The following is a 14,440-nucleotide window of genomic DNA, read 5'->3' on the forward strand; positions in this document are numbered from 1 at the left end:
CTAGGCGGTGGCTCGCTCCTGGTCGGCGTACTGCAGTTCGTACAGGCGGCGGTACAAGCCGTCCGCGACGAGGAGCGCCTGGTGGTCTCCGCGCTCCCGGACCTCGCCCTTGTGCAGCACCAGGATCTGGTCGGCGTGCTGGACGGTCGAGAGGCGGTGCGCGACCACGAGCGCCGTCCGCCCCTCCATCAGGACGTCGACGGCGCGCTGGACCATCTCCTCGGTCTCGGTGTCGACCGACGAGGTCGCCTCGTCGAGCACGAGCACGGCCGGATCGTAGAGGAGGGTGCGGACGAACGACAGCAACTGGCGCTGGCCGAGGGAGAGCGTCGCCCCGCGCTCTCCCACGTCAGACGCGTAGCCCTCGGGCAGGCGCTCGATGAATCGGTCGGCCCCCACCAGACGGGCGGCCTCGGCGACGCGCTTGACGGACACGTTGGGGTCGCCGAGCGTCACGTTCTCGGCGATGGAGCCGGAGAACAGGAACACGTCCTGGAGCACGAGTCCGACCTGTCGGCGGAGCTCGGCGAGTGGGAGGTCGCGCACGTCCACCCCGTCCACGGTGATGCGTCCCTGCTGCGGCTCGTAGAAGCGGAGCAGCAGCGACAGGATGGTCGTCTTGCCGGAACCCGTCGCGCCTACGAGCGCCAGCGTCTGCCCCGGCTCGCACGTGAACGAGACGTCGCGCAAGACCCAGTTCCAGTCGGGGGGAGAGGCGGAGCCTGGGGACCCTGCCAGAGGGCCGCGGTCGCTCGGCGCGTCCTGCATCCCGCGTCCCTCGTCCTCGCTCTTGGCCTCCGGAAGCCGCTCGTACGCGAACCAGACGTTCTCGAATGCGATGCGACCTGCGGCACGGCCCCCGGCGAGGTGCGTCGGCGCCTCCGGATCGGGCAGCGACTGGTCGTCGTCGAGGAGGTCGAAGACGCGCTCCGAGGCGGCGAAGGCGGCCTGGATCGAGTTCAGCTGGTCCGACAGGTTGCGGACGGGCTCGAAGAACAGCCGCACGTACTGCACGAACGCGATCAGCGTGCCGATCGAGACGGCCTCGCGCATCGCCTCGGTGCCGCCGAACCAGATCACAAGCGCCAGCGCCGCCGACGCGATGATGTCTACGACGGGGTAGAAGAGCGCGTAGTAGTACACCGTCTGGACATGCGCGTCGCGGTGCGCCGCGTTGACCTCTCCGAAGCGGCGCTGCTCCTCGGGCTCGCGGCCGAAGATCTGGACCACGCTCATGCCCGTGACGTGCTCCTGGAGGAACGCGTTCATGCGCCCGACCTGCTTGCGGGTCTCGCGATAGGCCGCCCGCATCTTGCGCCGGAAGACCTCCGTCGCCAGGACCATCGGCGGGAGCGCGACGAGAGCCATCAGCCCCAGCTCGAGGTCGAGCGAGAGCATGAAGTAGCCGATGAACATCAGCCGGGCGAGGTCTCCCAGCATGGTCACGGCGCCCGCCGAGAGTAGGTCGGCCAGGGCCTCGATGTCGCTGGTGGCCCGCGTGATGAGCGTCCCGATGGGCGTCTTGTCGAAGAACGCCAGCCGCTGCCGCTCGATGAACCGGAAGACGCGCGTCCGCAGGTCATACAGCGCGTGCTGCCCGATCCACTGGGTGAGGTAGCCGAGCGCGAAGTAGGCCAGCCCCTCCGCCACCAGCACGGCCCCGATCAGCCCGACGATCCGAATCAGGCCGGGTACGTCGCCGGGGATGATGAAGTCGTCGACGGCGGTCTGGACCAGCCGCGGCCGGAGCGGCCCCAGAAACGCGACGACGAACGTCAGCGAGAGCGCCGCAGCGACGTGCCAGCGGTACGGCCACAGCAATGCCCCGAGGCGTCGGACGAGGCCGCGCGGGGGGCGCCAGGCGGGAGCGGTCTGGGAGGGGTCGTCGGCCACGGCGCAAGCTACCCCGCCGCACCCGGCCGCGGTTCCTCGCGGGAGCGGTCCAGGGGCGCCCGCCTCGTCGCCGCAGCCGAGGCGGGCGCCACCGGACTATCGGACGAGCGTGAAGCGGCTCGTCTGCGTCTCCCACACGTCCCCCACGCGGGCCGTCACGCGGGCGTGGTAGACGCCCGAGGCCAGCCCAGCCGTCGGGGCGTCGACGGTGGAGAGGCCCGCGGGGAACGCCTGCGTGCGGCGCCCGACCTCGCGGCCGAGCGCATCGACGATCACCACGTCCACCTCGGCGGGCGCGTCGAGGGTGAACGCGAGGCGGGGCGTACGGCCGGGGTTCGGACGGGCCGGGGCGAGCGCCAGCAGGGCGTCGGAGGCCGGGGCGCCTGCGCGGTCGGTCCCGCCGGAGCCCAGCCCCCACACGGTGACGGTGCCGCTGATCTCGTTGGAGGTGACGAGGAGGGCCTGCCCGGTCGGGCTCTCTGCGGCCGAGATGAACGCCAGGCCCTCGGGGCCGAGATCGCCCGCGGCCGGGTTGATCGAGCCGTCCGGAAGCTGCACGTCGACGCCGAAGTTGCGGTTGATGAGGAGGCCCGCGTAGGTCGGCGCGAGCGGATCCGACACGTCGTAGAGGATGACGGCGCTGACGCGCTCCAGCCCGACGAAGGCGAACGTGCGGCCGTCCACCTCGCCCACCACGACGCCCTCCGGCTCGGGGCCTTTGTCGTCCGAGCGGTTGTCGAAGGTGTCGTTCTCGTCGTTGGTCGCGTTGAAGGCGTCCTCCGGGAGCACCTCCTTCGAGATCAGCAGCGCGATCTGGCGCTCGATGTCGTCGCCGGAGTCCCAGACGCGCACGCCGTCGGCGGCGTGGATCGAGAGCGAGCGGGCGCCGAAGGCGAAGAAGGACTCCACGTCGCCGTCACCGTCCGAGTCGCCCATCGTGGTCGTGGTGGTGAGGCGGCCGAGGCGGGCATCGTCCTGGAGGAACGCTGCGTCCGGGATCGCCACCGGGTCGGCCGCGAGGTCCTTGATGCGGGTCTCCTCCGAGTAGCCGTCGTAGTCGCGGGCATCGCCCTCGTTGGCCGTGAACACGTACGTCGCGCCGCCGATGCTGTACGCCGCGATGCCGTCGGGCTGGTACATGCCGTAGACGGGCCACGTCGAGATGGCGATGTCGTCGTCGCGGTTGGACGGGTCGAGGGCGTTGCCGGCGAGCGCGTGGTTCTTGTAGCCGAGCGGCAACAGGTCGACGGCTCCGGTCGCGAGGTCGACGACCGCGAGCGCGTTGTTTTCCTGGATCGAGACGTAGGCCGTCGTACCGTCGGGGCTGACGGCGGCGAACTCGGGCTCCAGGTCCTGCGCCACCGAGGCACCCGGCCCGAAGATGCGGATTTGCGGATCGAGCGTTCGCGTGCCGCCCACGTTGAAGTCGGCGAAGCCGACCGTCGTCACGGCCGCGCCCGCGACGCCGCTGGACAGGTCGATGAGCGAGATCGAGCCCTCGGGGTCGACGGTGTAGTCGTCGTTCGGCTCACCCTCGTTGGCCACGACGACGGTGCTGCCGTCCGGGGAGAACGCCACCGCATCGGGCAACGCACCCACACCGACGGTTCCGAGGAAGGCGCCGCTCACGTCGAAGAAGGCGACGACGCCAGGGTCGGTCTTGGGGGCGGCCTCGACGGCGACCGCCACGATGCCCTTGGCGACGGCGACGCTGTTGGCAGAGGCGCCGTAGGGCGTCACGTCGAGGGTGAACGCGAGCGTGAGGTCGGCCGGGTCGGAGGCGTCGAGCACGACCACCTGCGCCTCGGCGGCGTTGACGAAGAAAAGCCGCTGGGTGGCGGCGTCGAAGGCGACGATCTCTGCAGCGCCTTCGTCGAAGAGACCCGTGGCGTAGGTACCAAGGCGGGTGGCCTCGAGCGGCTGGGCGGCGACCGGAAACAGGCCGGCGGTGAGGACGAGGAGGAGAGCGTAGCGGACGAGCATGCGGGCGGGGGACAGGGGAGCCCTGAGCCTATCCCGCCCTGTCGGATCGTCCAGTTATCCAAGCGTTATCCAGTCGTTACTGGACCGTGACTCCCCTGCGCTACGCGTACGGGTCGACCGGGTCCATGGCGGCCAGTTCCACCAGGTAGTCCGCGATGCGTCGGGCCGCCGCGTCGACGAACGCCGCGCCTCGCTCGGGCGTCGCGGCGCGCGGGTCCCCGACGCCTGTGTCGGCCGTCATCTTGCGCCAGTCGCGGGGCGACCACGCCCAGCCCTCGCGGAGGGCAGCCACACGGAAGGGCCGCTCGGCGCCGTCGCCCGCCTCAGCGAGGGGCCGGACGAGGTCGGGGCGGACGTGCATCATCGCGCTCGTCTCCAGTTCGCCGGCGTGGTCGCCCGGCGTGTCGAAGTAGTTGTCGGCGGGTACGGTGCGCCACCAGTCGAGCGCGCTCAGGAAGACCTCCGTCTGCCCCTGGATCTCCCGCAGGATCGGCTTGAAGTCGTTGCCGCCGTGTGCGTTGACGATCACCAGCCGGGCCACGCCCGCCGCCTCCAGGCTCCGCACCACGTCCGCGATCACGAGACGCTGAGTCGGTGGGCTGAGGTCGATCACCGGTCCCAGCCCGAGCTGCATCGCGTTGGCGCCGAACGGGATCGTGGGGAGGACGACCACGCGTGCGCCGCGTGCGGACGCCAGGCGTCCCGCCTCCAGGGCCAGCGCCTCGGCGAGGAGGGTGTCGGTGGCATACGGGAGGTGCGTGTTGTGCGGCTCCGTCGCCCCCCACGGCAGCACGGCGACCTCGAAGGCCGCGTCGCGGGCCTGGGGCCACGTCAGATCGGACAGGCGAAACGGCGGGACCATCGTCAGCGACGCACCTCGTAGCGGGCCAACTCCTCGGCGGCCTCCGTCACCGGGAACACCTGCCGCGCCTCGTCGACGAGCAGGCCGGTGTCGGCGTAGCGGGCGGAGAAGTGGGTCAGCAGGAGGCGCTTCGCACCGGCGTCGCGGGCGACCTGGGCGGCCTGCCGAGCGGTGGAGTGGCCCACCTCGGCTGCGCGGGCGGCGTGCTCGTCGGTGAACGTGGCCTCGTGGAGCAGAAGGTCCGCGTCGCGGGCGAGAAGGCGCCCCCCCTCGCAGGGGACCGTGTCGAGCACGTAGGCGAACGCCGCGCCCGGCCGCTCGGGCCCCACGAGCCCGTCCGGGGAGACGAGCGTCCCGTCGTCCAGCGTGACTGCCTCGCGGCGCTTCAGCGCCTCGAACTGCCAGCCCTCGGTGATGCCCGCCGCGCGGGCGCCCTCGCCGTCCAGCGAGCCCGGCCGGGTCCGCTCCTGGTAGCGGAAGCCTGCGCAGAAGACGCGGTGCTCGATGGGCCGCGCCTCGATGGTCACGTGCTCGTCCTCGTACACGACCTCGTGCTCGAAGCCGTCCGCCAGTTCGCGGTACGTGACCTCGAACGGCAGCCCGTCGGTACGGATGCCCGGCATGGCGTGCAGCATCTCCCGGAGCCCGGTCGGCCCGACGATCAGGAGCGGGTCGGTGCGCTCCAGCAGCGCCAGCGTCGTCACGAGGCCGGGGAGGCCGAACACGTGGTCGCCGTGGAGGTGCGTGATGCAGATGGCGCTCAGCGTGCCGCGCGTCAGCCCGCCGCGCACGAGCTGGAGCTGGGTCCCCTCGCCACAGTCGAACAGCACCATCTTCCCGTCCCGGCGGAGGAGGGTCGCGGCGAGATGCCGGGTGCGGGTGGGAACGGCAGAGCCGACGCCGAGCGGGATGACTTCGAACACGGACCGAGGGGTGTGGGAGGCGCGGTCAACCCGGCGCGAGCGGAGGGGTTCGGGGCTGGCCGCGCTCGCGCCGATGCGGTTCCTCGGCGTTCGCCTGACGGCGCGGCGTCACAAAACAACCCGCCCGACGGTTTCCCATCGGACGGGCTGGCAAGCAGGGAGGTCCCTGTCTTAAGAGTCACCGGCGGGGCCGGTGCTGCTCCACAATACGACCGACCGGCGGCATTCGTGCCCGACTTGCCACCGAGGCGGACGAACTCATCGGAGGACGGTGAGCGTCTGCGTGAGGCGCTGGTCGTCGGCGTCGAGCACGAGCACGTAGACGCCCGCAGCCAGCGAGGACGCGTCGAGGCGAGCCTCGTACGGACCTGCCTCGTAGGGGGCCTCGGCCAGGACGGCGACCTCGCGGCCGAGCACGTCCACCAGCCGAAGCCGGACCGTCGCGGAGATCGGGAGGGCGAACGGGACGGTGGCGGCACCCACGACCGGGTTCGGCTGGACCGCCAGCGTCGGCTCATCGATGGGCTCTGGGACAGGAGTCGGCTCGGGGGACGCCTCCTCCGGTGCGGGCGACGGGTCGGTGGTGTAGAACCGGATCACGGTCCCCGCCAGCCCGTCGATGTCGACGCCGCCGGCATTCTGCTCCAGCACGAATCGCTGGAGGGGGCGCCCGCGGTCGAAGTCGATCTCGCTCGATGCGGCGGCAGTCGCCGGGTCCGTCGGACACTGGTTCGGGTCGGCCGCGACGACCGGCGCGATAGCCTCCTCCCACGCCGCGTAGTCCTCGACGGCGTAGTAGGCGTAAATGCGCTGGGTGGTGGGACCTGTGCCGTTTTGCGACGGGCCGCCGTACTCGAACACGCACTCGTCCGGGCCGTCGGCGAAGAGGACGGGCACCATCTGGATGTCGTCGTCCGGGTCATTGTCTGTACCCGGCGGCGTCACGCCGATGTCCCAGACCTCGAACGGCACCGGGACGGCGACGCCGGACGTGAGGCCGTAGTAGGCGACCGAGCCTGCCTCGGTGAAGCGGATCTCGTAGTCGCGTGGCGCAAACGCAGGGAGCGACGCTTCTGGCCCCGTCCCGATCGCGGTGCCGATGTAGTCGCCGGTGCTGTTGTGCGACTGGTAAATCCCGTTGGCCCCGATCTGGGCGCAGCCGACCGTGGACTGGGCCTCGGTTCCGCATGGGTCGGCTCCGCCGGGGCCGACGACCTCCACGAACGCCAGCCCGAGGCCGGCGACGGTGAGGGCCTCGGGGATGTACACGTAGCGGAAGTAGGAGAAGCTGCGCGCCGGAGGGGCCGGGCCGTCACCGCCCCAGTTCGTCGCCTGGACGGTCCAGTACGAGGTTCGCATGTTGAAGGGCAGCCCCTGGGCGGGCACGGTGTGGCTGGTGCCTCGCGTATAGATCGAGCGCGTGCTGTCCGGCATCGCACCGAGGCGGAGGTGATAGCCTTCTGCGCCCTCGACGGCGGTCCAGGAGAACATGAGGCTGTCCGGCAGGGCCTCGTCGTAGTCGGCGCCGTCGTCCGGTGCGAGGAGCATCGGCGAGGCGGGCAGCGGCGGCGGGGGCGTGTAGGCGACGCTGGCGGAGCGGATCGCCGTCGTACCGCCCGCGTCGTAGGCGGCCTGGACCGCGTCGCTGATGTCGAACAGCCGCGCGACGTTGTGGAAGCGGGTGCGGTCGGGGCTGCCTGGTCCGTCCCGGAGGCCGCCCTCCGCGAAGAGCAGGGCGAGGTCCACGCGGCGGCTCTCGCCCGGCGCGAGCGTCTGGGCGGGGGTGTTCAGCAGGGACGACATCTCGGAGCGCGTCCCGGAGGGCGACCGCGGCTGCTCCTGCGTCCAGTAGCGTCGGCGGATCACGTCGCCGTCGAAGCGCCAGCGCGTCACGTCAGTGCTGTCGGGGTTGTAGCCGAAGCCGCCGCGCGTCTGGGGCGTGCCGTCGCTCCAGAGGCTCGCCTGGGCGTTGCGCATGGCCGACGGGCGGTCCAGGTCGGGCGCGTTCGGGAAGTCGAACATCTCGTCGTCGACCCAGACGGTGCCGTACGCGCCGCTCAGGAGGTCCAGGCCGAGGGCGGGCGGCGACGTGCCGTAGTGTTTGTCGATCTCGGTTCTGTTGTACGAGATCAGCATCTCCCGGTCCGCGTCCGAGGCGAGGAAGTCATCGCCGTAGGCCCCGATCTGGGGGACGAGGAAGAAGGACACGCGGGCGTCGTCGATGGGCACCGGGCTCCGGTTGATGACCGTGAACTCGTAGACCGTCGACTGAGAGATCGCGAGGTCGGAGGCGTCGAACGCGACCGCGAGCACCTGGACCTCGATCTGGAGCGGATCGCCCTGGGACCGGATGTGCGGCCCTGCGTTGTCGTTCATGACCCACCACGCCGCCTGATCGCCGACCAGGTCGGGCCGTTCGCCCGCCGCCAGGTTCAACGTCGCTCCCTCGCCCGGAGTGAGGCTGTAGCCGAGGTCGCCGGGGCCGAGTGTCAGGCGCGGCTCGGACGCATCGCGCCGGTCGTTGCCGTTCACGTCGACGAAGTAGGGCGCCCCGTGGGCGATGGGCCAGCCGATCAGGTCGGGGTTGGTGAGCGGACCCACCCCGTCGGCCGTGACGCTGCGGAGGTCGTCGAAGGACACGCGCCAGATCCGGTCGAAGGCGGCGCAACGCTCGGGCGTCGTCTCGCCGTCGCCGTCGAGCGGGCCAGGCCAGAACTCCCAGTTGCCGTACGTCGCGCCTGCGATGTGGGCGGCGCCCTCGACCTCGCCACCGACCCACAGGTTGAGCGAGAACAGCGCGCCCGCCGACTCGACGCCCGGCGTGTAGGGGACGGTGTACGTCGCGGTGCTCTCACGGCGGAACAGGGTGCCGGTCGTGTAGAGCGCCGCCCGCACGTCGCCGACGTCGAGGAACTGCTCGGCGGTGCCGTACGCGCAGTCGCCGGCCGCGAGAGCCGCGGGAACCGCCGATGGCAGCGTCCGCTCCTGCGCCCGCGCGCCGCTGGCGATCCAGGCGGCGACGAGCGAGAGCAGAAGAAGTCGAGTCATCGAGGTCATCGGCCGACGCGAACGTCTGTGCGGACAACGTACGATGTCTCTAAATCCCCTGAGGGAAGGGCACCCATAGATGCACCGCGCCCCGCCCGGAGAGACCGGGCGGGGCGCGGGAGTCGGTCGGCCTCGGGGCCGAGGCGGCGCTAGCGGACGACCGTGATCGACTGCGAGGTCCGCTGCCCGTCGGCGTCGAGGACGAGCACGTAGACGCCCGCCGCGAGGCCGGTGGCGTCGAGCGTCGCCGAGTGATCGCCGGCGGCCTGGAGGCCGTCGGCGAGGACGGCGACCTCACGGCCAAGCACATCCACCACGCGCAGGCGCACCGGGCCCGCCTCGGCGAGCGTGTAGGGCACCGTCGCGGTGGTCGTGACCGGGTTCGGGTGGGTGGCGACCCGCAGGGCCTCGGCCCGGGCCAGGCTCGGCGCCACGAGCGGCGTCGGGTCGGTGGTGTAGAACCGGATCACGGTTCCCGTCAGGCCGGAGATCTCGGCACCCGCCTGCTCCAGCTTGAAGCGCTGGAGCGGGCGCCCACGGCTGAAGTCGATCTCGTTCGATGCGGCGGCAGTCGCCGGGTCCGTCGGGCACTGGTTCGGGTCGGCCGCGATGACCGGCGCGATGGCCGCGGCCCACGTCGCATAGTCGCCGACCGGGTAGTAGGCGTAGATCCTCTGGGTGGTCTCCCCGATGCCGAACACCGTCGGGTCCTGGTAATCGAACGTGCACTCGACGCCGCTGTCGGGGAAGAGGTTGGGGATCATCTGCACATCGTCCAGCGGGTCATTGATGGCCCCCGGCGCGGTCACGCCGATGTCCCAGACCTCGAAGGGCACCCAGATGGCCACGCCGGTCGTGAACGGGTAGTAGGCGTAGGAGCCCGCCGCCGTAAACCGGATCTCGTAATCGTTCGGAGCGAAGTCCGCAAGGCTGACCTCGGGGCCGGCGCCCACGGCCGTTCCGATGTAGTCGCCGGTGCCGTTGAACGAACTGAAGATGGCGTTGCCGCCGACCTCGCTGCACCCGAACGTTGAGCCCGCGTCGGGCCCGCACGGGTCGGCGCCGCCGGGGCCGACCACCTCGACGAAGGCCGGGGAGCCGTTCGACAGCAGCAGGACGCTCGGGTTGTAGATGTTGTAGGTGTAGGTGAACGGGAACGAGGTCCGGCTCTCGCCGCCCCAGTTCACCGCGCGGACGCCCCACCGGGTCTGCGCCTCGCCCTGCGGCAGCTGGGTGGCCGCGTCCAGGGTGAGGGAGGTGGCGGGCGCCGCGACCGTATACTCGGTCCCGTTGCCGAAGTCGAGCACGTAGGCGGCCGCGCCGGGGACCGCGGTCCACTCGAAGGTGACCGAGGCGGGCTGCGTGGTCTCGAAGTCGGTGCCGTTGGCTGGGGAGACCAGCGTGGGACGGTCCGGACGAGCCGGGGCGGCGCCGTACGTCACGGAGGCATCGCGGATGCCGCGCGTGCCGTCCGCGTCGTAGGCCGCCTGGACGGCGTCGCTGATGTCACGCAGGCGCGAGACGCTCGCGAGACGGGTCCGCGCCCGCGCGCCGGCTGCGAACAGGATCGCGACATCGACCTGGCGGCTCTCGCCGGGCGCCAGCGTCAGGGCGGGGGCGTTGACCACGATCCGGCGGTCTCCCGCTTCGCGCTGCGGCTCGCCGACGACGGGCTGCTCCTCCGTCCAGAACTCGAAGCCCAGCGGGTCTCCGTCGAAGGCCCACGTGGTCACGTCCGAGCTGCCGGGGTTGTAGCCGTCCCCTCCTCGGGTGATGGGCTCGCCGTCCTTCCAGAGACTCTGCTGCGCCAGCCATGCGGCGACGCGGCGGTCGTCCTCCACGCTCGGGTCGCCCGTCACACCACCGTTGTTGGTGAATGCGATGGTGCCCGCCGCGGAACTGAGCAGGTCGATGCCGATCGCAGGGGTAAAGGCGCCGTAGCCCCCGGCGCCTTCGTCGTCCTCGTCGGCGTTGTAGGCGAAGCCCATCCCGCGGGCGGCGTCGGAGCCGACGTAGTCGTCACCGAAGTTGCCGATGTCGGGGTCGCTCCAGAGCGACACGCGCGAGTCGATGATCGTGTTCGTGCCGCGGTTGTGGATGGTGTACTCGTAGACGGTCGCCGTCGAGACGGCCACATCGGGCGTGGTGAAGCCGTAGGCCAGGACCTGGACCTCGATGCCGAGCGGCTGGCTTCCCGACCAGTTGTGGAGGTTGCCGTTGTCGTTCATGACCCACCACGCGGCCTGGTCGCCGACGAGGTCGGGGCGCTCACCGGCGGCGAGGTCGAGGACGGCGCCGCCGCCGAGGGTGAGGCTGTAGCCTGCGTCGCCGGGGCCGAGCGCGATCCGCGGCTCGGAGGCGTCGCGGCGGTCATTGCCGTTGGTGTCGACGAAGTAGGGCGCGCCCTGGGCGATGGGCCAGCTCAGCAGGTCCGGGTTCGTCTGAGCGGTGATCCCGCTGCGGCCGTACGCGGCCAGGTCTCGGACGGAGACCCTCCAGATCTTGTCGAAGCTCGCGCAGCGGCTCGCGGTGGTCTCGCCGGTGGCGTCGAGCGGGCCGGGCCAGAACTCCCAGTTGCCGTACGTCGAGCCTGCGAATCGGGGGGCGCCATCGACCTCGCCGCTCACCCAGAGGCCCGCTGCGAACAACGCATTGGGCTCAGCGGTTGCGTTCCGGGCGTCGTACGGGGCCTCGTAGATGGCGCCGCCGCCTCGCCAGAAGAGGCCGCCCATGTTGTAGACCTGAGCGCGCACGCGCCCGATGTCGAGATCCGCGGTCGCGGCGCCGAGGTTGCAGTTCGCTGCCGCGGAAGCCACGGAGGCTGAGGGCGCGGCGCGGTGGACCGTCTTCTGCGCGCGAGCGGGGAGGGCGATCACAAGTAAGAATCCAAGCCCCCAGAGGGCGAGGCGTAGCGTGTGTGTCATGGTGAGAAGCGTGTGGATGAGTGGGCGCTTCAACCTATGTGGCTGGCTTCCGGGTGGACTGGTACAAACAGACTGTTCCCCGGATGGGGCAGCGGGTTCTGCCCTCCACGCCTACCCCACGCGCGTCACCCCGGTCGCCTCGGTGCCGAGGTGGCCGGATCAGCGCACGACCGTGATCGCGCGCGAGACCCGCTGGCCGTCGGCGTCGAGCACGAGCACGTAGGTGCCGGGCGCCAGCGAGGCCGCGTCGAGCCCAGCCCGGTGCTCTCCCTCCGGTTGCGTCTCGTCTACCAGCACCATCACCTCGCGGCCGATCACGTCCACCACGCGGAGGCGGACCGCCCCGGCAGTGGCGAGTCGGTAGGCGACCGTCGCACGGACCGTCGCCGGGTTCGGGCGGAGTTCCAACGTCAGCGTTCCCGGGACCTCGGGCTCAGCCACCGGGAGCGCCTGCGCGCTCGACTCGAAGCGGAACACGGTCCCGGCCTCCGGGGAGAGCGCGAATCCCGATGCGAGGTCGAACGACATCCGGGGCAGGACCAGCCGTGACGAGTCCGGCAGCGTGCGGTCGGTCGGCGTGGTCCAGGCGCGGTAGCCCCGCGAGCCCGGGGCCATGTCGGTGGGGCGGTACCACGACACGGCATCGTAGTACGCCTCGTAGCCGTCGCCACCCTCGTCGTGGACGACCGGCACGAGACGCACGTCGTCGGCCGGGTCGTCGGGGGTGCCGACCCCGATGTCCCACAACGAGAACGGAACGCGGATGCGCTCCCCGGTCGAGTGCCGGAGCGCGATGTCGTCCGGGTGTGGAGGTGCTGAGAACCGGATCTCGAAGTCGCTCGGGTACGCCGCTGCGGCGTTGGTGCCACGCAGGCCGCCCTGGAAGAACACGTTCCAGGTCATCTCGGTGGTCTGCTGGCGGTCGGCGCCTGCGAGGCCGGAGAACACGCCGGTGGACGAGACCAGCGGCGGATCCAGGGGGCCGCTCGCGTTGGCCACCACCGAGAACCGGTCGAAGCCAGGGACGACGTATGCGAACGCCTGGAGGGCCGTCGGCGCGCTCTCCACGCCGAACCGAACCGCCCGAACGCGCCAGTAGAGCGGGGCCCGCCGGTTGACCGGGAACGCCTCCGCCTCCTCTGTGAGCGTCGTCTCGACGGTGGACCGCTCGAAGAGGAGGTCGCTCCCGTCGGCGTCGCTGAACACCTCCACCACGTACCGCTCCGCGCCGGGGACACCCTCCCACGCGAACGTCGCCGCGTCGCCCTGGGCCGGGGCCTCGATGGACGGGCCGAGGGGCTGAGGAGAGGCGGGGGCGGCCGGGTCGGCGACGGGCGCCGTCAGCGCTCCGGTGTCGTAGAGGGCCTGGGCGCGGTCCGAGACCGCCAGCATTTCGTTGATGCTGTCGAGCCGCGAGAGCCCGGTCGCGAACACAATGCCGACGTCGAACACCATCCGCTCGCCCGGGGCGAGGTCGGCGGGGAGGCTGGAAATCATGCCGCGCTTGTCGTCCGGGGGGGACTGGGCGCCTTCCCCGTCGAGGTTCTCCTGGCTCCAGAATTCCTGGGAAGCGGCCCGGCCCGAGAACATCCAGCGTGTGACGGGGCCATCGGTGTCGAACCCGGGGCCACCGACGCGGATCGGCGAGCCGTCGCCCCATAGCCCCCGGAGGTAGTTGTAGCTGTGCAGCGCCCCACGAGGCTCTCCGTACGGTCCGCTGGACTTGTTCGGCGTGGTGCCGGTCCAAGCGCCACTGAGTGCATCGACCCCGATGGCGGGTGGGGGCGTGCCATAGCCGCCCTGGCCCTCGTCGGTGTCGTCGCCGTTGTAGAAGTACACCATCTGGCGCGTCGAGTCGGTGCCGACGCGGTCGTCGCCGAAGTTGCCGAGGTCGCCGTCGATCCAGAGGCCCGCGTGAGCCGCCTCGATCGTCGTGGCGCTCCGGTTGATGACCTCGTATCGGTAGAACGTCGACTCGAACAGGTCGGGCTCGGCCTCGCCCCCGTGGACCCACGCGGTCGCGCGAACCTCGATGCCGAGGGGAGCCGCGTACTCCGGCCCGGACCTCGCGCTGAACGAGTGGGGACCGCCCACGTCGTTCATGATCCACCACGCCGTCTGGCGGCCGAAGAGGACGGGCCGCTCCCCGGCCGCGAGGTCGAGCATCCGGGAGCCGTAGCCGGGGTCGCCGGGGTCGAGGGAGTTCGTCGGCTCTGTCGGGTCCTGGCGGCCGTCACCGTCGGCATCGACGTAGAAGGGCGCTCCGACGCGGACGGGCCAGTCGGCGAGGTCGGGTGTGACGGCGCCGGTCGCGTCGTACGCCTCCAGGTCAGCCGTCCGGACGACCCAGATGCGGTCGTAGGCTGCACAGGTCGCGGGCGTCGTGGTGCCGTCGGACGTGAGTGGGCCCGGCCAGTACTCCCACGCGCTGTAGGTCGAGCCTGCAAACCGGACCTGCCCCTTGACCAGGCCACCGACCATCAGGGACGCGTTGAAGAGAGGGGTCTTTCCCGACCCGTTCGGCACCTCGTAGAGGGTGCCTCCGCCTCGCCAGAACAGTCCCCCGAGGTTGAAGAGCCCTGCGCGGACGCCCGCCACGTTCAACTCGGCTGCGGCCTCACCGGTCTGGCAGCCCGGCGTCGGGATCTCCTGCGCGGCGGCGGTCGAGAGGAGGAGGACGGCGAGACCTGCGAGGAGCGTACGAAGGGGCATGCTGCGAGGGAGGAGAGGGATCGGATCAAACTAGCCGCGCCGTCCGGCGGCCTCCCTCGGGGGAGCCTTTTTGCCTGTCGCCCTCGCGCCCCACC

Annotated in this window: 7 protein-coding genes; all 7 read right to left on the minus strand. The window is 71.3% G+C overall.

Annotated elements, in window-relative coordinates:
• Window positions 1-1,893, minus strand: a complete 1,893-nt coding sequence (locus B1759_RS15340) for an ABC transporter ATP-binding protein (protein ID WP_095515927.1) — start codon at window positions 1,891-1,893, stop codon at window positions 1-3.
• Window positions 1,894-1,989: 96 nt separating this feature from the next.
• A complete protein-coding gene (locus B1759_RS19815; protein ID WP_158225296.1) occupies window positions 1,990-3,876 on the minus strand; it encodes a choice-of-anchor I family protein in 1,887 nt (628 codons plus the stop codon).
• Window positions 3,877-3,976: 100 nt separating this feature from the next.
• Complete coding sequence (locus tag B1759_RS15350) at window positions 3,977-4,738, minus strand: creatininase family protein (protein WP_095515928.1); 762 nt, start codon at window positions 4,736-4,738, stop codon at window positions 3,977-3,979.
• Between the two features lie 2 nt (window positions 4,739-4,740).
• Window positions 4,741-5,661, minus strand: a complete 921-nt coding sequence (locus B1759_RS15355; protein ID WP_095515929.1) for a ribonuclease Z — start codon at window positions 5,659-5,661, stop codon at window positions 4,741-4,743.
• 258 nt (window positions 5,662-5,919) lie between these two features.
• A complete protein-coding gene (locus B1759_RS15360; RefSeq protein WP_143537419.1) occupies window positions 5,920-8,709 on the minus strand; it encodes a hypothetical protein in 2,790 nt (929 codons plus the stop codon).
• Between the two features lie 149 nt (window positions 8,710-8,858).
• Entirely contained in the window at window positions 8,859-11,633 is a 2,775-nt protein-coding gene (locus B1759_RS15365) for a T9SS type A sorting domain-containing protein (RefSeq protein ID WP_143537420.1), read from the minus strand.
• Between the two features lie 159 nt (window positions 11,634-11,792).
• Window positions 11,793-14,345 (minus strand): T9SS type A sorting domain-containing protein, encoded by a 2,553-nt coding sequence (locus tag B1759_RS15370; protein ID WP_095515932.1) that lies wholly within the window; start codon window positions 14,343-14,345, stop codon window positions 11,793-11,795.
• Window positions 14,346-14,440 lie beyond the last annotated feature (95 nt).

Source organism: Rubrivirga sp. SAORIC476, assembly GCF_002283555.1.
Lineage (GTDB): Bacteria > Bacteroidota > Rhodothermia > Rhodothermales > Rubricoccaceae > Rubrivirga.